Consider the following 19,587-nt stretch of genomic DNA (forward strand, 5'->3'; position numbering starts at 1 on the left):
CCCCTATACCATTTCAGATATAGAGATCTTTATGCGTCATACTAACTTAATGACATTGCGGATTTTCCGGGGTTTCTTTTTTATGTCTTTTTTCTGTAAATCTGTCGGATTTTCTGGGAAAAGTACCATGATGAAAGACTTAGTATAATTCCCTGTATTCCGAAGGTGTCATATGCTCCAGCTTCTCGAAGTTTCGCGTATAGGTAAGTGGGCTTTTGAAGCCGACAGAAGCTGCGATTGCAGAGATTGAGAGCTTGGAATAACTCAGAAGTTCCTTGGACTTATTAATACGGAATTCCGTGACATACTGGTGGATTGAGATTCCCATATGTTCCTTAAACAGCTTGCAGAAGTAATATTTTGAGAAGCTGACGCTGTTGCAGACTGCATCGATACTCAGATCACTCTGATAATGCGTCTGGATATACTTAAGTGCTGTGTTTACGGCACTGTCCTGAACAGGAGTCTGCTTTTTGGCGTTCAGAATATTCTGGGAGAGAATGTACAGTTCCAGGTAGATCTGATGCACTACAGAACTGGCATGCATCTGTGCTGACATAGGGTCTGATTTATAGTCGATCTCAAGGATCTCAAGAAAGAGATCCAGCATGTGATGAAGCTTGTTGAAATGAAACGTACAGTCATGCCGTCTGATATAATTGTAAAACTGCTGTGCGTGGGATCCACCGATGATAAAATACAGGTATTCACGTCGTGTCTTTCCATAAGAAATAGGAAGAGAGAATGTCAACGGTGTATTGCAGGCAGATACAATGATATCATGGGAATGAACAGGATGTTTCTCATCGTTTTTTTTGAACTTCATGGTACACAGGGAGTAGACGAATAAGTAGTCTGAATAGTTGTTGCAGGCACCACGGATAAATTTACGGTCATTGCAGTATCCGACTTCCTTTATATAGAAGGGAAGGGCTGTGATCTGGACATCTGTTTTGGGTATGACCGAAAAATAGTCGGTGGGCATAAGATGTTTTGGCAGTCGCATAAAAACCTCCGCAAGAAATGATAGTCAGTTACTGCGCACAAGGGAACCGTAACTGGTAATGCTTTTTATTATACCAATAATATAGAAGAAAAAAAAGTGTACAAAGAACCAAAATAAAGGAGAAAATTTATGTAAAAACTGTCATTGGCAATATAGATAAACAAAAACTGACAGGTAGATGAAACTGATGTGAAGATTGTTAAAAGATAAGATGCTTTTTTGTTGTAAAATATAAAAAAGTGCCAAAAACGCAATTTTTGATACCCGTAAAGCAATTTTATATATTGAAAAACTCTATGATTTGTATAAAATCAGATACATAAAGAACGCAACGCAGTTCAATCACAACGAAGGAAAGGGAGGAGTAAGACACAAAATGAGTGAGTATATCTTGGAACTGAAAGATGTAGTAAAAACATTTGGTGGAGTTAAAGCTCTGAATGGAGTTCACTTTCAGTTAAAAAGAGGCGAGATTCATGCTCTGATGGGAGAAAACGGAGCTGGTAAATCAACTTTTATTAAGGTCATTACCGGTGTACATCAGCCGGACAGCGGAATCATGCTGCTGGATGGTGAGCAGGTAACATTAAGAAACACTACAGACTCAGCGAAACTTGGAATTGCTGCTATTTATCAGCATGTAACGGCGTTCCCTGATCTGACTGTTACAGAGAATATTTTTATGGGACGGGAAATTAAGAATAAATTTGGCTTCTATGACTGGAAGACAATGAGACAGCGTGCGAAAGAACTGATTCAGCCTTTAAGTGCAGAGATCGATGTAAACAAACCGATGGGCAACTTATCTGTTGCAGAGCAGCAGCTGGTTGAGATCGCAAAAGCACTTTCCTGTGATGCAAGAATCCTGATCATGGATGAGCCGACAGCTTCGCTTACAAGAAATGAATGTCTTCAGTTATATCGCATTGCGAAAGATCTGAGAGACAAGGGAGTTTCCATTATCTTCATTACTCACAGATTTGAAGATATGTATGAGCTGGCTACCCGTGTTACCGTATTCCGTGATTCTACATATGTTGGTTCCTGGGATGTTGACAAGATCACAAATGCAGATCTTGTAAAGGCAATGGTTGGTCGTGAACTGAATTCCATGTATCCTGAGAAAACAGCCAAGATCGGTGATGTGGTACTTGAGGTTGATAATATCAGCAAAGAAGGATATTTCAAGAATATTTCCTTCAATGTACGTAAAGGTGAGATCCTTGCACTGACAGGTCTGGTAGGAGCAGGACGTACTGAGGTATGTCAGACAATTTATGGTATCATGCATCCGGACAGCGGTGAGATCCGTCTGGAAGGAAAGAAAGTAGATATCAAGAGTCCGATCGATGCTCTTAATCTTGGAATCGGACTTCTTCCGGAGAACAGACAGACCCAGGGTCTTGTAAATGAACTTCCTATTTATCAGAACGTATCTTCCGCTTCCATGAAGCAGTTTGTAAAGGGCGGACAGATGGATGTAGATAAAGAAATGGAAAATGCGATTGCCCTGTGCAAGAAGATCCAATTGAAAGCAAACGATATTACAGCACCGCCGTCATCTCTGTCAGGTGGTAATCAGCAGAAAGTCGTTGTTGCCAAGATGCTGAGTTCCGATCAGAAGGTTCTGATCATGGACGAGCCTACAAAGGGTATCGACGTTGGTGCAAAATATTCTATTTATGAGATTATGAACAGTCTGGCATGCAAAGGATACGGAATCATTATGGTTTCTTCTGAAATGCCGGAGGTTCTTGGTGTTGCAGACAGAGTCGTTGTAATGAAGAGCGGTCGTGTGACAGGTGAGTTTGGCGATATGGAAACTGTAACCCAGGAAATGCTGCTTGAAGCATCTCTGAAAGAAAGAGAGGGGCATAAATAATGAAAAATTTATTAAAATCCAGAAATACCGGATTGATCGCAGTTCTGATCATTTTGCTGGTGATCGCCCGTTTCCTTACACCGGGTATGTTTACTTCCACATCTCTGGTAAGTATGCTTCAGAACAATACAATCTATGCACTCCTTGCGATTGCTGAGATGATGGTTATTCTTACAGGCGGTATTGATATTTCCATCGCTTCCCAGCTTGCATTTGTTGGTATTTCCTGTACCACTCTTGCATGCAGCCATCCGGGAATCCCTGGAATCGTATGGGTATTATTTGCAATTGTTCTCGGCGCACTCTGTGGTGCACTGAATGGTTTCCTGGTTGGATACCTTCACATGGTTCCGATGATCTGTACCCTGGGTACGATGTACATCTTCCGTGGTCTTGCGTTTGTAGTTTCCGGCGGACAGTGGTGGTTCGCTGCACAGTACGAAGAACTGAACGGATATCGTACGTTTGCAATCGGACAGTTCTTAGGACTGCCGATCATCCTCTGGATCACGATCATTCTGCTGGTTGTAGCAGGACTGTTCCTTGGATATACTTCCGCAGGAAGAAGAATCTATGCAATCGGTACATCTCGTGAATCTGCAGCAGTTGCAGGTATCAAAGAACCAAAGGTAACATTTTATTCTTTCGTGATCTGTGGTGCAGTGACAGGTCTGGCAGGTATGCTTTATACTGCAAACTATGCAATTGGTTATTATGGAATGGCAGACGGTTTTGAAATGACTGCGATCGCAATCTGCGTTCTCGGTGGAGTATCTATCACCGGTGGTAAAGGACGTATGGATGGTGTGGCAATCGGTGCACTTATCATGTCTGTGATCACATATTTCATTAGTATGATTCCTGGTATGAGTGTATGGCAGAAATCACTCCAGGGCGGAATTATCATTGTTGCCGTTGCAATTAACTACTTTACCGAGCAGTCTGCTAAGAGACAGGCTCTCAAAGAAAGGAGTGCGTTGATCTAATGCCAGGAAGTAATTACGACAGAGACCTCAGTGTCAAGGAAGGATTTGTATTAAAGAAATTCCTTGTCAAATGGGAAATGATTCTTGTATATATCATGGTTTTAATTAATGTACTGTTGGCGGTTATAAAACCGGATCTTTATTTTACCCACGGTACAGTTCAGTCAATGATCAATGCAGGTCTGGATGTTTCTCCGCTTGTACTTGGTATGGTATTCATCCTTCTGCTGGGTGACATTGACGTATCAGTAGCAGCACAGATGATCCTGGGTGGAATGGTAACAGGACTTCTGATGGATAAAGGACTTCCGTCACTCATCTGTGTTATCGTCGGAATCATTGTTTGTATGCTCTGTGGAGCATTCAATGGATTCTGTGTTGCTTTCCTTGAAATGCCGGCGGTTATCACTACAATTTCTACATCCATGTTATTCAGAGGTATTGTGGAAATCGTTCTGGGTGAGAATTCTCTGAAGAATTTCCCGAAGTGGTACAACAAGATCGGATGGATGAACATTGGTGGAATCATTCCGCTGAGTATGGTGCTTTTCCTTATCATGGGTGCTATCTTCATCTTTGTTCTTCACAAGTCACCATTTGGACGTAAAGTTTACATTGTTGGTAACAACCCGACATGTGCAAATTATTCAGGTATCAGTGTTAAGAAAGTCAAAATGCAGGTATTTATCCTCATGGGATTCATGGCAGGTATCGGTTCTATCTTCTTTATCGGACGTATGGGTGGAGGTCTTTCCTCTTCCATGGGTACAGGATATGAAATGACTGCGATCGCCTGTGCGGTATTAGGTGGTGTTTCTACCAATGGTGGTAAAGGTAAAATGTGGGGACCTATCATTGCAACCTTTATCATGGCTTTCCTTACATATGCACTGGGACTTATGGGTATCGACCCGAACACAAAGAAAATCGTTATCGGTGTTATCCTTATCGTAACGATCCTGATCTCCACGATCAACAAACAGATGATCAAAGATATCAAACTGAGACTGTTCTATCATAACAATAAGAACATTGAAGCAATCAATGACAGAACAGCAGCTGCTGTTAAAGATATGAAGAAACAGATCAAAGAACTTGAAAAAGGCAATGCATCTGACAAGGCAGCTCAGATCGAGAAACTCAATAAGAAGATCGAAGCAGCTCAGAAAGAATGTAAAGAGAAATCTGCTCAGTGGTGGGCAGAACAGCAGGAAAACGCAAAGAAAGCAAAAGAGCGTTTCAAATAATCTTACCTGTCTGAACTACGAAATATAAACACAAAGATGTTTATATATATAAAAAAAGGAGGAAGTGTTTCATGAAGAAAAATCTCAAAAAGGCAATGGCTATGGGCCTTGCAACAACAATGGCCTTGGCAGCTCCGGCAGCAGTTTCAGCAGCTGGTAACACATCAGATGTATCTGGTTCTCACGTATTTATGTTCAAATCCGTAGGTAACGCATTTGGTGTTATCATGTATGAAGGTTTCTCATCTTATATGGAGCAGGTTGGGGAAAACTGCACAGAGAAATCACCGGCTGAGACAACTGTAGCAGCTCAGGTACAGCTCATTGACGAAGCAATTACTCAGGGATGCAAATCCATCTCCATTTCTACAAATGGTGATACAGGATTTGATGAAGTATTTGCAAAAGCTCAGGAAAAGGGTGTTCCGATCGTATCCGTTGACTCTTCTGCATCTGCTGATTATCGTGTAACTCACAACAATCAGGCATCCACAGAAGATATCGGAGCTATGCAGGTTCGCGCAGCAGTTCTTCAGGTTCTTGGCGTAGCTTATGATCCGGAAGACGTAACAATGGAAAAAACTGTAGAGGCAGCTCTCGCTGATTACGACGGAGACGAGATCAGACTTGGTGTTCTTTCCGCTGGTATCGATACACCTGTACAGAATGGCTGGATCGCAGTTATGGAGAAGGAACTTCAGAAAGACATCTACAAAGGCAAAGTGAGCCCGGAACTCAACAAGAAATATGGTGATGACGAAGCAACAAAATCTACTACACAGGCTCAGGCATTCCTGGCTGAAAACAATGTAGATGCAATCATCTCCCCAACAACAGTTGGTATCGCAGCAGCAGGTGAAGTTCTTACACAGGCTAAATCTGATATCAAACTGACAGGTCTTGGACTTCCTTCAGAAATGAAGAACTATATGCCGGCTACAGCAGATGATGATGAGTTCTCATTTGTTTGCCCATACATGATGCTGTGGGATGTATCTCATCTTGGAGCTTCTACAGCAGCTATCCAGATGGCAGTTCAGAACGATGGATTTGACGGATCCGCAGGATCAACTGTTGATATGGAAGCTTGGGGCGAATATGAAGCTGAGACATTCACCGCTGAAGACAATGGCGATGGTGGCACAGGCGTTCTCACAGGTCAGCCTTATGTATTCTACAAAGACAACATGGCAGAGTGGGTTGACAAACTTTAATCTGTATTGCAGTTCTGTTTAAATAAATTAGAAATGCGATAACAAAGGCGTTCGCCCGCGGGCGGACGCCTTTTCTTTCATACATATCAGGGACGACAGTGGCATATTTTCTGATAATGTATTATAATTGGGGAAGAGTTTGATCAACAGGAGGGAATATCTTGATTGAAGTTAGAAATCTTACAAAGAAATACGGAGATCATTTTGCCGTACAGGACATCAGTTTTTCACTTGAAAAAGGAAAAATTTATGGGCTGTTAGGACCAAATGGTGCCGGAAAATCAACTACAATGAATATAATGACCGGCTACATTGCCGCGACATCAGGGGAAGTCATTATTGAAGGACATGATATTTTTAAAGAGGCAGAAGAGGCCAAGAAGCATATTGGATATCTTCCGGAAATTCCCCCGTTGTATATGGACATGACAGTCTGGGAGTATCTGTTCACAGTGGCAGATCTCAAGGGCGTGCCGAAATCAGAACGAAAGTCCATGATAGGAGATGTCATGGAAAAAGTGATGATCACCAATATGAAGGATCGGCTGATCAAAAATCTTTCCAAAGGATATAAGCAGAGAGTCGGAATTGCACAGACACTGATTGGAAATCCGGATATCATTATTCTTGATGAGCCTACCGTCGGACTGGATCCGAAGCAGATCATAGAGATCCGCACACTGATAAAGCAGCTGGGAGAAGATCACACCGTTTTGATAAGCTCGCATATTCTTTCTGAGATTGGGGCAGTGTGTGACCATGTGGTTATTATCAACAAGGGACATCTGGTAGTGAGTGACAGTACAGAAAATCTGGAAAAACTGTTTAAGGGACAGGATATCCTGTGTCTGAGTGCACAGGGAGAACTGGAGAAGATCCAGAATATCCTGCGTGAATTCCCGGCACTCAGTATCGCTGATATGAAAGAAGCAGAAGAAGCTGAGACATACAGGTTCCAGCTGAAAGTACAGGATCAGGCGGATTACAGAAAACAGTTATTCTTCCGTTTTGCAGAGGCAGGAATCCCGCTTCTTGAGATCAGCAGGGCAGGAATGTCGCTGGAAGACATCTTTCTTGAAATTACTGAGGAGGGAAGAGCATGATCGCTGTATGTAGAAAAGAATTAAGAAGTTATCGGATCTCAATGATCGGATATGTGTTTGTTGCATTTATGCTGGCAGTCGTAAGCCTATATTTTGCATATCAGAATCTGAATCTTGCTTCGCCAAGATTTGAACTGGTACTCCAGAATGTTCAGTTTATTTTTCTGGTATTTGTTCCAATCCTGACAATGCGTGTTCTGGCAGAGGAGAAAAAACAGAAAACAGACCAGTTATTACTTACATTGCCAATGACAGTAAAAGACATTGTGATCGGTAAATATCTGGCAGTTGTAGTTCTGTTCACCATTCCGATGCTGATCATCTGCATTTATCCTCTGATCCTTACTATGTTTGGAACAGTAAACCTTCCGGCAGCATATTTTTCAATCCTTGGATTCTATCTCCTCGGCTGTGCCAATATTGCAATCGGAGTATTTTTCTCATCAGTCACAGAAAATCCGGTGATTTCAGCGGTTATGACATTCGGAACTCTGTTGGTCTGCTATCTGATGAACACGATCGGCAAAATGGTTCCTAATACTGCAATCGCATCTGTGAGTGCATTTACTGTAGTGATTGTTCTTGTGATGGCCCTGGTCTATAATATGATCGGAAATCTCAAGGTTGTGATCGGAGCAGGCGTGCTTCTTGAGGTGGCACTCCAGGTGGTTTATTTTGCAAAGGCATCTCTTCTGGAAGGAAGCTTCCGCAAGGTTCTGTCTGTATTTTATATGAATGGAAGGCTGACAAATTTCTTTGACGGCATTCTGGATATATCCGCGATCGTGTACTATGTATCTGTTATTGTTTTCTTTTTGTTCCTGACAGTTCAGACGATTGCAAAAAGACGCTGGAACTAGGAGGTAGGGACATGAAGAATAAAGACAACAAACAGAACAGCAAAATTCTGATAAACGGTTCTTACAGTATTTTGCTTACCGTACTGCTTCTGGCAGGACTGATCATAGTGAATCTGATCGTGAATCATCTTCCGGTCAAAGTAACCCAGTTTGATTTCAGCAACGAAAAACTGTATACCCTGACCGATATTACGACAGGAATACTCAAAAACCTGGATCAGGATGTGGAGCTTTATTATATCTGTGAAGGCGGAAAAGAAGACGACACGATCCAGAAGCTTCTGGACCGTTATGAGTCTGCATCCTCCCACATTAAAGTAGAGCAGATCGATCCGGCTCTGTATCCGGGATTTACTTCCAAATATACCCAGGAAGATGTTGCAAATAACAGTGTGATCGCAGTCAGCGGTGATGTGAGTAAAGTAGTGAATGCGGATTCCATGTATGTGGAGAGCATGAACTATAATACTTACAGTTATGTAAAGACCGGATTTGACGGCGAGGGAATGATAACAAGTGCTGTAGATTATGTGACAGCCAAAGACATCCCGAATCTGTATATCTTAAGCGGAAATGGAGAGACAGCACTTGGAAGTGCATTTGGAGATGTGATTTCCAAGGATAATGTAAATCCACTGACGCTGAATCTGATGACTACAGATAAGGTTCCGGAGGATGCAGATGCAATTCTTATCAATACGCCGACAGTAGATTATTCTGAGGAAGAAGCACAGAAGATCATTGACTATCTGGAAGACGGAGGTAAAGCGATCATCTTCTCAAATTATACCGTAGAGGATATGCCGAATTTTGACTCCATCCTCGCAAATTATGGAGTTGAAAGAGAAAAAGGAATCATCCTGGAAGGCGACTCTGATAAATATATGTCTTATCAGTATTGTTTGGTTCCGGATATCAGTTATTCGGCAATTACCGAAAATGTATATGGCAATGGTTCTGTTCTGGCACCGATGAGCCAGGGAATCCTTACTTCGGATTCACACAGAGATTCCATCACCTATCAGCCGCTTCTGACGACTTCTGATGCATCCTACAGCAAAGAAGATGTGGAAAACATGACAACCTCTGAGAAGGAAAAGGGAGATAAGAGCGGTCCGTTTACGATCGGTATGCTGATCCAGGAAGATACGAACAACGATGATGAGGCTGATACGGAGATCGTCTATTACAGTACAGGATATTTGCTGGAATCCAATTATAATCAGGCTGTATCCGGAAGCAATGCACAGCTTCTCGGCGGAACTGTAAATTACCTTTGCAATGGAGAAAAAACTTCAGCGGCAGTACAGACCAAGAGCCTTCAGGTCAAATATCTGACACTGACAGACCGGGCAGCAAATATATGGACAGCGATCTGTGTATTTACACTTCCACTTCTGTTTATTATTGCAGGACTGGCAGTCTGGGCATCAAGGAGAAAACGCTGATGGATGGAAAAAAAATAAAAAAACTGGTCATTGCACTGATCCTGGTCATCCTTGCAGGACTGGCCTATCTGTTTCTTCTGCGTTACTCAGATAAACAAAAAGAGGCAGAGAGCCAGAAAGAGCAGGAAGAGGCTGCGGCATCTGTTGTGTTTGAGACAGACACGGATGAAGTGAGCAGTATTTCTTTCAGCGGTGACGACGGGATACTGACCTTTGAAAAAAAGAATGACACCTGGATCTGTCCGGATGACTCTGTATTTCAGATGAATGAAAATAAGATCCAGAAGCTGCTTGCAGATATTTCTTCTGTGAGCTGTACCAGAGAGCTGGACGCAAGGGGGGATCTGGCGCAGTTCGGACTGGAAGAACCGGCAAATACGATTCAGATATCACTTTCTGACGGAACAGAGAAGGATTTGTATATCGGAGATAAGAATACGTCCACGCATGAACTGTACTTCCAGACAGAAGAAAAATCAGATAAGGTTTATATGACAAAAACTGCCTTTGACTCGGATTTCGCAGGTAAGCTGCAGGATTTTGCAGCCTATACGGACTTCCCGAAGGTAAAACCGGAAACGATGACAGAGTTTGATGTGGACAAGGAAGAAGATTCTTATGTCCTTATCATGACAGGGGATGACCAGTGTACGGTGGAGGATGAAGAGGGAGAAAGCCAGCTTGCAAACCTGAATCTGGTCGGCATGGTCCAGGATAATGTGTCCAATATTATCTGGTATCAGGATCTTGAATACAATTGTTCCGATTATGTAAAATATGGATTGGACGATCCGCAGATGGTACTCACCGTAAAATACAAAGACGGAGAAGAAGCAAAAGAGTTTGAACTCTCCGTAGGCGATGAGGATGAAAACGGCAACTATTATGCAAGGCTGAATGAACTTCCGGAGATTCATACGATTCGTGGAGAGTATCTGACAGACCTTCTGAAATCCAGTGCGGCTTCTTACTGGAGTCTGACATACAGCTTTGTTTCGATTGGGGATCTTGATAAACTTGAAGTTACAAGAGATGGTGCAACGCATGTGCTCAGAAAAGAAACACAGACGACAAAGGGTGGTCTGGAGTCAGTAAAATGGCTTGTAGATGAGCAGGAAGTGGATGAAAAATTATTTACAGATTTCTACTATGCATGTGTCAGTGTGACCGCCCAGGAACGTCTGGAGAGCGTGCCGGAAGAAACCGGGGATGAGGCTTTGAAGCTTGTATATACACTGACGGATGGTTCAAAGAAAGAAATTACATATTATGAAGAAGACCAGAATTTCTACACGGTCATCTATGAGGATGGCACAAAAGCAGCACATACAAATAAACTGTATGTAAAGACAATGACAGAGAAGCTGGACAGACTTCTGGAAGAATTAAAATAAAAAATCATATATAAAAAGAGGAGGTATGGCATGAAATACTTAATGGGGATTGACAATGGTGGTACTTTTTCAAAGGCAGCGCTCTTTGATGAAGACGGAAAGCAGATTTCTGTGGCCAGTGTACCGACTGTGACGATCACTCCGAAGCCAGGTTATACAGAAAGGGATATGGATGAACTCTGGGAGGTAAATGCACAGGCTGTACGTAATGCGATCGAGAAGAGTAATATCGATCCAAAGGACATTGCAGGGGTTTCTTTCTCAGGACATGGAAAAGGTCTGTACATGGTAGGCTATGATGGAAAGCCTTCCTATAACGGAATCATTTCTACGGATACAAGAGCCTGGGCACAGGTCAAAAGATGGCATGAGGATGGCACTGACAAAAAGGTTTATGAAAAAACCCTGCAGGACATTCTGGCAGTACAGCCGGTAAGCATCCTGGCATGGTTAAAAGAAAATATGCCGGAAGTCATTGAGAGAACACAGTATATCTTTGCAGTAAAAGATTATATCCGTTACATGCTGACAGGAGAGGCATACAGTGAATACACAGACTGTTCCGGATCAAATCTTGTCAATATGATCACACACGAACATGACCGTGAACTGATGAAGCTTTTTGATCTGGAAGAATGCTACGACAAGCTTCCGCCGCTTCGCAACGCTGCCGATATCTGTGGACATGTGACAAAAGAAGCGAGTGAGAAGACCGGTCTTCCGGAGGGAATCCCGGTAGCTGCAGGTATGTTTGATATCAACGCATGCGGAATCGCATCCGGACTTTCTGATGAAGAACAGATGTGTATGGTGGCCGGAACCTGGAGTATCAACGAGTATATTTCGAAAGAACCTGTGACAAACGGCACAGTTGCACTGAATTCTCTGTTCTGCATGCCGGGATATTATCTGATCGAGGAGAGCAGCCCGACATCTGCCGGAAATATGGAGTGGTTCATCCGCAATCTTATGAGTTATGAAAAAGCAGAAGCGAAAGAAAACGGAGGCTCCGTATACGATATCACCAATGAGTGGGTAGCTTCTATCGAGCCGCAGGACAACAATATCATCTTCCTTCCATTCCTGAACGGCTCCAACGAAGATCCACTGGCAAAGGGAACCTTTGTAGGCCTGACTGCTTACCATAATAAGAAACATATGCTTCGTGCAGTTTATGAGGGAATTGTTTTCTCCCATGTAACCCATGTCAACAAACTGCTGAGAAACCGTGAACGTCCGAAGAGTGTACGACTTTCCGGAGGCGCTGCAAATTCAGATGTATGGGTACAGATTTTTGCAGACGCACTTCAGCTTCCAATCGATGTGATCGAGGATAAGGAACTCGGCGCACAGGGTGCGGCGATGGCAGCCGGTATTGCAGCAGGAATCTACAAAGATTATCAGGATGCAATGAGACGTACAGTAAAAATCACCAAGACAATACAGCCAAGACCGGAATATGCAGATATCTATAAAGAAAAATATGCGGCATACCGTGCGGTGATCGATGGACTGAATGGGGCATGGAAGTACTTCAGAAACTAGGAAAAGGAGAAACCACAGAATGAGTAAGGCATATGAGCTTGGACTGTATGAAAAGGCAATGCCGGGTACGCTGACATGGAAAGAACGACTGGAGGCGGCAAAGGCAGCTGGCTATGATTATGTTGAAATCAGTATTGATGCAACAGAAGAAAAGATCGCCCGGCTGGATATGGACAGAGAATCACGCCTGGAACTTGTAAAAACCATGTATGAGACCGGACTTCCGATCCGGACAATGTGTGTCAGTGCACTTACCAAATATGCGATCGGAAGCAGTGATGAAGCATGCTGTGCAAGAGGAATGACGATCCTGGAAAAATCACTTCAACTGGCAGATGATCTTGGAATCCGTGTTGTGATGATCCCGGGATATGATGTTTATTATGAGGAATCAACACTGGATACAAAACACAGATTTCTTGAAAATCTGAGAAAGGCTGCAAGACTGGCAGAAAAGACCGGCGTGCTTATCGGACTTGAGACGATGGAAAATGAATTTATGAATACGGTTGAGAAAGCCATGAAATATGTAACACTGTGTGGCTCCAATTATCTTAAAGTCTATCCAGATATCGGAAATCTCACCAATGCAGCGGTTCTTTATAAGTCAGATGTACTGGAGGATATGGAACTGGGCAGAGGGAATCTGACTTCTCTTCATCTTAAGGAGACTGTCCCTGGAAAATTCAGGGAAATTCCGTATGGAACAGGGCATGTGGATTTTGAGGCGGCAATAGAGAAGGCCTGGGATCTGGGAGTACGCAGATTTGTGACGGAATTCTGGTACACAGGAAATCCGGAATGGAAAAAAGATCTTGATGATGCAGTAAAAATGATGTGTCCGATACTGGATGCTCAGAAATAAAGTTCAGGAGGAAAGAATAATGTTAGAAAAATTAAAAGAAGAAGTTTACAAAGCAAATATGGATCTGCCGAAATATGGACTGGTGACATTCACCTGGGGAAATGTCAGTGGCATCGACCGTGAGAAAGGACTTTTTGTAATTAAACCAAGCGGTGTGGATTACGATAAGCTCAAACCAGAAGATATGGTTGTTGTTGACCTTGAGGGAAATAAAGTAGAAGGTGAGTACAATCCGTCTTCTGATACAGCAACACATGTTGTTCTGTACAATGCATTCCCGAATATCGGAGGAATCGTACATACACACTCTTCCTGGGCAACAAGCTGGGCACAGGCAGGAAGAGGCATTCCATGCTATGGAACCACACATGCAGACTATATCTATGGAGAAGTACCTTGTGTGCGAAACCTCACAAAAGAAGAAATCGACGAGGCATATGAGAAAAATACAGGAGTGCTGATTGCTGAGTACTTTAAAGACAAAGATTACGAGGCAGTTCCAGCAGTACTCTGCAAAAACCACGGACCATTCACCTGGGGCAAAGATGCTCATGAGGCAGTACATAATGCAGTTGTGCTTGAGGAAGTTGCAAAAATGGCATCCCGCTGTGAACTGATCAATCCGCAGGTAAAACCGGCACCACAGGAACTTCAGGACAAACATTATTACAGAAAGCACGGCGCAAACGCTTATTACGGGCAGATTGTAAAATAACAATTGCAAATAAAGACACTTTTTTAAACAAACAAGGTTCTTCACACTTGAAGAACCTTGTTGTATTATGTTATTATTAAGAAGAAAACGAGAAGGAATGTACAGCAGTTTGCACAAGGGAATTTGCTGTATAAAAGAAAAACATTTAGGAGGTTTTTACAATGGCTAAATATTACGCAGCAGTAGACATGGGAGCATCCAGTGGACGTCTGATCCTTGGACACATGGAGAATGGCAGAATGGAGCTCGAGGAGATTCATCGTTTTGAGAATGGTATGGTCAAGAAAGATGGAGAACTCTGCTGGGAATTTGACCGTATTTTTAAAGAAATCGTTGCAGGTCTTAAGAAATGTAAAGAGATCGGTAAGATTCCGGTAAGCATGGGCGTTGATACCTGGGGTGTTGACTTCGTTCTTCTTGATAAAGATGACAAGGTACTTGGTAATACAGTTGGATATCGTGACCATCGTACAGAGGGAATGGATGAAGAAGTTTACAAGTTAATTCCGGTTGAAGAATTGTATGCAAGAACAGGTATCCAGAAAGCTATTTACAATACGATATATCAGCTGATGGCAGTTAAGACAAAACATCCGGAATATCTGGAGCAGGCAGAGACTCTTCTTCATGTACCGGATTACTTCCACTTCCTTTTGACAGGACAGAAGACCTGTGAGTACACAGAGGCTACAACAGGCCAGATGGTAAATGCACAGACAAAAGACTGGGATTATGAGATCATCGACAAACTGGGATATCCGAGAAGAATTTTCCAGAAACTGATCATGCCTGGCACGAGCGTAGGACATCTGACTGAAGAACTTCAGAAAGAAGTCGGTTTTGACGTAGAAGTTGTTGCACCGGCAACACATGATACAGGATCTGCAGTTCTTGCAGTACCGGCAAACGATGATGACTTTATCTATATCAGTTCCGGAACATGGTCCTTGATGGGAATCGAAAGAAAGACTCCGGACTGTTCACCAAAGAGCTGTGAACTGAACTTCACAAACGAAGGTGGATATGCAGGACGCTTCCGTTATATCAAGAACATCATGGGTCTGTGGATGATCCAGTCTGTTCGTCATGAAGTAAATGACAAGTACAGTTTTGCAGAGATCTGTGCTATGGCAGAAGAAGCAAAGGATTTCCCATCCAGAGTAGATGCAAATGATGAGTGTTTCCTTTCTCCGGAAAACATGACAGAAGAAGTAAAGGACTACTGCCGCAGAACAGGACAGCAGGTTCCGGAGACAATGGGTGAGATTGCAACTGTTATTTACACCAGTCTTGCTGAATGTTATGCAAAAGCAGCAAAAGAACTGGAAGAACTTACAGGAAGAACTTACAGCCGTATCCATGTAGTTGGCGGTGGTTCCAATGCGGGATATCTGAATGAACTTACAGCAAAGGCAACAGGTAAAGAAGTTCATGCAGGTCCTGGAGAAGCAACTGCGATCGGAAACATTACTGCACAGATGCTCAAGGAAGGCGAATTCCAGTCTGTTGAAGAGGCTCGTACAACTATTCATGAGTCTTTCGGAATCAAGATTTTTAAAGCCTGAGAGATTATAGCTGGAGACCTTTTACCCAATCATCCTGTTATTGAGCTATATGCACCTGGAATAAGGTGAGTATATACATTAATAAAATAAATTGGAGGTTTTATTATGTTAGTAAACACAAAAGCAAGAGTCGGCGTATTTTCTATTGCTTTAGGCGCATATCTGCCTCAGTTCCCGTCACTGGTACCTGAGTTTGAGGCTCAGTATGAGGCATTCAAAAAAACAATTCCTGATACAGTAGAGATCATTGACGGAGGAATGGTAACAACAAAAGAGCAGTCCATGGAAGCTGGAGATAAATTCCGTGCTGCAGACGTTGATATCGTATTTCTTCAGATGCTGACCTATGCGACGTCCTACAATATGCTCCCTGCAATCCGTGACCTTAATGTTCCGGTTGTTCTTGTGAATGTTCAGAAGCTCAAAGCACTGGATTATGATCACACAGATATCGCTGCATGGCTTGGCGAAGGATATGCATGTGGTGCAGTAGGTGAGGCAGTTGCCGATCTGGAAAGAGCAGGCAAGAGACATGCTGTTATTACAGGTGTAGTTGAGGGCGGAGATCCGGCTGTTCAGGCAGAAATCGAAGACTGGTGCAGAGCTGCACAGGTAAGAAGAAGATTCCGTGATACTAACATCGCTCAGATCGGAAGACCATATCCGGGTATGATGGATCTTTATATTGATGAGACAAACCTGTACAACAGAATGTTCCTGTACACCAAACAGTTCGACTGGGAAAAAATGTGGGCGATCGCTGATGATATCACAGATGAAGAAGCAATCCGTGCAAAAGCACAGGATATTCTTGATACTTTTGATATTGAGGACGGCGGCACAATCGAAAAAGTATGGGATATGGCAAAATACGTTGTTGCATTTGAGAAATGGGTAAAAGACGAACATCTCAGCATGGTTGCTTCCCATTATGACGGATTTGCACAGGGCAAAGCCGGAGTTCTTGACAGTATGCTGATCCCGGCATTCTCCATGCTGATCAAACAGGGTACAGCATGTGCAGTTGAAGGTGATATGAAAGTTGCCATGGCAATGAGTATCCTCAAGACAATTTCCGGTACAGGTCAGCTCTCTGAAATGTACTCCATCGACTTCAACGATGACATCTGCATCATTGGACATTCCGGAAGCGGAGATGCTGATATCTCTGATAAGAAACCTACCATGAAGATCGTGCCGGTATTCCACGGCAAAACAGGCGGCGGATATCTGACACAGTTCTATCCATACACAGGTCCGGTTACCTATCTTGCGATCACACAGGATGCTGACGGACACTTCAAATTCGTTGTTGCTGAAGGCGTAAACGAAGAAGGACCGATCCTTTCCTTTGGTGATACCAACATGAGAACACGTTTCACCTGTGGTGCAAGAGAGTTTGTAAACCGCTGGAGCGAAGCAGGCCCGACACATCATATGGCAGCTGCTACAGGAAGACATATCGACACGATTCTGAAGGTTGCAAAGATCTTCAACATTCCGGTTGATATCGTAACAAGATAACAAAAACCATCTATATTTGAAACACATATTCATATTCAAAAAAAGAGAGAGACTGTGCAGATGTACAGCCTCTCTTTTTTAAAATCATTTTTTGTGCATCAACGTATGCTCCTTCGACAACTCTCCATGAAGCTTCAACGAACTCCAGTGCTGCGTAACCGGTGTAAGCACTGCTTTCAGATCCACCGGAGCCAGCCCGTTCCTGTGGAAAAATCCCAGAAAATCTGTCTGTTGTTCCTGCGAAAAATTATGCATGACAAGCATCTCATCTGTAAAATTCCCGCCCAGGTTGAACTGTGGAGAAGGAGAAAAACCAGGAAGTCCGAACAGATATCCAAGAGGATGCAGATAATCTGTTACAGAAACTGTTTTGCAGGAAATACCTGCGATATTAAGATAACGTAGGATCTGCCGTGTTCTTTCATCTTCTTTGAAATTATACATTAAAATCATAGCATCTGTTTTCATAGAAAAATCCCTTTCTTAAAAAGTATTAATTAGAATGTTCTGTGGCACTCTTTCGGATCGCAGGAATCCGGATTTCCACTTCCGTACCGCTTCCGGGAGTGCTGGAATAGGTCAGCCCATAATCAGGACCATAGAGGATCTGAAGTCGCCGATGCGTGTTATAAACGGCAATGTTAGTGCCGCCGGAAGTACTGTTCCCGTTTCCGGAGAGAATAGCAGAAAGCTTCTCAGAAGGAATGCCGACACCGTCATCTGAGATCAGAAGCACAATGGAGGTGTCTTCGATCCATCCGGTCAGGACGATTGTTCCAGTTTTGTTCTTAAAGAAAGTACATACATAAGATGTGGACAGGAATACGTGACTGCTGATATCTTTGACAGACAGAGTTTCATTCATATAATTTTTGCTGATATATTCCCTGATCAGAAAAATAGTAGGGTTTTCCTGAGAACAGTCAGAAACTTTCTTAAAAAAATCTTCTGTTTTATCAACAAGAGTCTGGTGAAGTTCACCGAAGGTAAAACATCTGTCGATTGTTTCCGCAACAGTTTCCGGATTGCCGGAACCTGGAATTTTCTGCTGATGACGTGCATCCTCCAGACAGAGAAAAAGCTTGTAGTACAGATCTTTGACCGGATTCTGAAGAAATTTGCAGTTGTTGGAAAAACTTTGGAGAAGCTTTTCCAGCAGAGCGGATGCGGCATTCTGATCAATATTCGACAGTGTCTCCGCGGGCCATGGAATATCTTCCGAATTCCGCAAAGTGTTCCATCAGAAAACTTCCGGCATGAGTCAGGATCTGGCGGGAAGGCGGAGTCTGTGAAAAAAGAAAATACACCATATATTGAAACTTCTTTTCGAGATAGACGCAGGTAATATGGTAAGGATTCAGAAAATCCTGGAACTTTTGAAACAGATCAGCCATGGATGGCGTGGAAGCTTCCAGAAATAATTTGGTCTTTACAATAAAAGCAGTAAAAAAAGTAGAAGAATTCATTGTAAACTGCAGTTCATCAGAAAGCTGACGGATCACAGAGTTATCCTGTGAATATGGAAGAGTAAGCTGCAGGGCAAGCCGTGATGCGGTTTCCATGGAATGAAGCGTCTCTCCATGGCGGGAATTGACTTTTCGGATATAGAGATCCCTTGCCTCACGGATGGCATCCTCGATCTCAGAGAGCCGGAAAGGCTTCTCGATGTAATTGACGGCTTTCAGCTTGATCGCAGCTTTGAGATATTCCTTGTCAGAGTATCCGCTCATAAAGATCGGGACGGTATCAGGAAGAATTTTCCAGCATAGTGATTCCGTCCATGCGCGGCATGCGGACATCGCATAATATGATCTCCGGCCTGTGAAGCTGTGCAGTTTCCAGACCATGCACACCGTCGTCTGCCTGAAGCACCTCGCTGATTCCAAGTGAAGCCCAGTCAATCGAAGAGATCACACCGGTACGGGTAAGTTCTTCGTCATCAACAATCAGTAGTTTCATAATATTCTCCTTGGTATTTGTAAAAAAAGAAAATTGTTTATTATGATAAGATTGTTTCCATATGAAAACGATCCCCAAAACAGTTTAGCATATTTTATACAAGATTACGAGAAAAAATGAAAGATGTTTTGTGCAGATAAGTGGAAAATATTTTACCCTGATTCAAAATATTTTCCCGTTTCCTAAAAAAATAACCAATGCTACAATAAATACAGATTTAACATAATATATAACAAGAATTCTCCTACCTCTGCAGGTAGTGAGATGAATTGTA

At 42.8% G+C, this 19,587-nt stretch carries 18 protein-coding genes; 13 read left to right on the plus strand and 5 right to left on the minus strand.

Features of this window, described 5'->3' with window-relative positions:
- Positions 1-139 precede the first annotated feature (139 nt).
- Entirely contained in the window at positions 140-1,006 is an 867-nt protein-coding gene (locus tag DWX28_RS17105) for a helix-turn-helix transcriptional regulator (RefSeq protein ID WP_118254207.1), read from the minus strand.
- 376 nt (positions 1,007-1,382) lie between these two features.
- Here DWX28_RS17105 and DWX28_RS17110 point away from each other — a divergent pair, with 376 nt between their 5' ends.
- From DWX28_RS17110 to DWX28_RS17170, 13 genes are all read left to right on the plus strand, one after another.
- On the plus strand, positions 1,383-2,888 hold the full coding sequence (locus DWX28_RS17110) for a sugar ABC transporter ATP-binding protein (RefSeq protein ID WP_022214493.1): 1,506 nt from the start codon (positions 1,383-1,385) through the stop codon (positions 2,886-2,888).
- Positions 2,888-3,874, plus strand: a complete 987-nt coding sequence (locus DWX28_RS17115; protein ID WP_022214492.1) for an ABC transporter permease — start codon at positions 2,888-2,890, stop codon at positions 3,872-3,874. The genes DWX28_RS17110 and DWX28_RS17115 overlap by 1 nt, the downstream gene beginning before the upstream one ends.
- Complete coding sequence (locus tag DWX28_RS17120; RefSeq protein ID WP_022214491.1) at positions 3,874-5,121, plus strand: ABC transporter permease subunit; 1,248 nt, start codon at positions 3,874-3,876, stop codon at positions 5,119-5,121. The genes DWX28_RS17115 and DWX28_RS17120 overlap by 1 nt, the downstream gene beginning before the upstream one ends.
- Positions 5,122-5,192: 71 nt before the next feature.
- Positions 5,193-6,335: a substrate-binding domain-containing protein gene (locus DWX28_RS17125; RefSeq protein WP_022214490.1), complete on the plus strand. Its 1,143-nt coding sequence runs from the start codon at positions 5,193-5,195 to the stop codon at positions 6,333-6,335.
- 161 nt (positions 6,336-6,496) lie between these two features.
- The gene (locus DWX28_RS17130) at positions 6,497-7,438 is read left to right on the plus strand and encodes an ABC transporter ATP-binding protein (protein WP_022214489.1); all 942 of its coding nucleotides are present in this window, start codon (positions 6,497-6,499) and stop codon (positions 7,436-7,438) included.
- Positions 7,435-8,298: an ABC transporter permease gene (locus DWX28_RS17135; protein ID WP_118254209.1), complete on the plus strand. Its 864-nt coding sequence runs from the start codon at positions 7,435-7,437 to the stop codon at positions 8,296-8,298. Before DWX28_RS17130 ends, DWX28_RS17135 begins: the two co-directional genes overlap by 4 nt.
- 11 nt (positions 8,299-8,309) lie before the next feature.
- Positions 8,310-9,746: a GldG family protein gene (locus DWX28_RS17140; RefSeq protein ID WP_022214488.1), complete on the plus strand. Its 1,437-nt coding sequence runs from the start codon at positions 8,310-8,312 to the stop codon at positions 9,744-9,746.
- Entirely contained in the window at positions 9,746-11,140 is a 1,395-nt protein-coding gene (locus DWX28_RS17145) for a DUF4340 domain-containing protein (RefSeq protein WP_022214487.1), read from the plus strand. The genes DWX28_RS17140 and DWX28_RS17145 overlap by 1 nt, the downstream gene beginning before the upstream one ends.
- Before the next feature lie 30 nt (positions 11,141-11,170).
- Entirely contained in the window at positions 11,171-12,685 is a 1,515-nt protein-coding gene (locus DWX28_RS17150; protein WP_118254215.1) for an FGGY-family carbohydrate kinase, read from the plus strand.
- A gap of 19 nt (positions 12,686-12,704) precedes the next feature.
- The gene (locus DWX28_RS17155) at positions 12,705-13,550 is read left to right on the plus strand and encodes an L-ribulose-5-phosphate 3-epimerase (RefSeq protein WP_118254218.1); all 846 of its coding nucleotides are present in this window, start codon (positions 12,705-12,707) and stop codon (positions 13,548-13,550) included.
- A 19-nt stretch (positions 13,551-13,569) separates the two neighbouring features.
- The gene (gene araD / locus DWX28_RS17160) at positions 13,570-14,265 is read left to right on the plus strand and encodes an L-ribulose-5-phosphate 4-epimerase (protein ID WP_118254221.1); all 696 of its coding nucleotides are present in this window, start codon (positions 13,570-13,572) and stop codon (positions 14,263-14,265) included.
- Between the two features lie 161 nt (positions 14,266-14,426).
- Complete coding sequence (gene rhaB / locus DWX28_RS17165; RefSeq protein ID WP_118254224.1) at positions 14,427-15,830, plus strand: rhamnulokinase; 1,404 nt, start codon at positions 14,427-14,429, stop codon at positions 15,828-15,830.
- 105 nt (positions 15,831-15,935) lie between these two features.
- On the plus strand, positions 15,936-17,354 hold the full coding sequence (locus tag DWX28_RS17170; protein ID WP_118254226.1) for an arabinose isomerase: 1,419 nt from the start codon (positions 15,936-15,938) through the stop codon (positions 17,352-17,354).
- Between the two features lie 84 nt (positions 17,355-17,438).
- Here DWX28_RS17170 and DWX28_RS17175 read toward each other — a convergent pair whose 3' ends face one another.
- The 4 genes from DWX28_RS17175 to DWX28_RS20110 are packed head-to-tail and all read right to left on the minus strand — an operon-like array spanning position 17,439 to position 19,313.
- A complete protein-coding gene (locus DWX28_RS17175; RefSeq protein WP_022214481.1) occupies positions 17,439-17,822 on the minus strand; it encodes a DUF3783 domain-containing protein in 384 nt (127 codons plus the stop codon).
- Between the two features lie 25 nt (positions 17,823-17,847).
- The gene (locus tag DWX28_RS20100; protein ID WP_243002471.1) at positions 17,848-18,585 is read right to left on the minus strand and encodes a sensor histidine kinase; all 738 of its coding nucleotides are present in this window, start codon (positions 18,583-18,585) and stop codon (positions 17,848-17,850) included.
- Positions 18,533-19,153, minus strand: coding sequence for a hypothetical protein (locus DWX28_RS20105; protein ID WP_243002472.1), 621 nt, complete (start codon positions 19,151-19,153; stop codon positions 18,533-18,535). The genes DWX28_RS20100 and DWX28_RS20105 overlap by 53 nt, the downstream gene beginning before the upstream one ends.
- On the minus strand, positions 19,101-19,313 hold the full coding sequence (locus DWX28_RS20110) for a response regulator (RefSeq protein ID WP_022214478.1): 213 nt from the start codon (positions 19,311-19,313) through the stop codon (positions 19,101-19,103). The genes DWX28_RS20105 and DWX28_RS20110 overlap by 53 nt, the downstream gene beginning before the upstream one ends.
- Positions 19,314-19,587: the final 274 nt, after the last annotated feature.

Origin of the sequence: Blautia sp. AF19-10LB (assembly GCF_003461245.1) — a bacterium.
Taxonomy (GTDB): Bacteria; Bacillota; Clostridia; order Lachnospirales; family Lachnospiraceae; genus Blautia_A; species Blautia_A intestinihominis.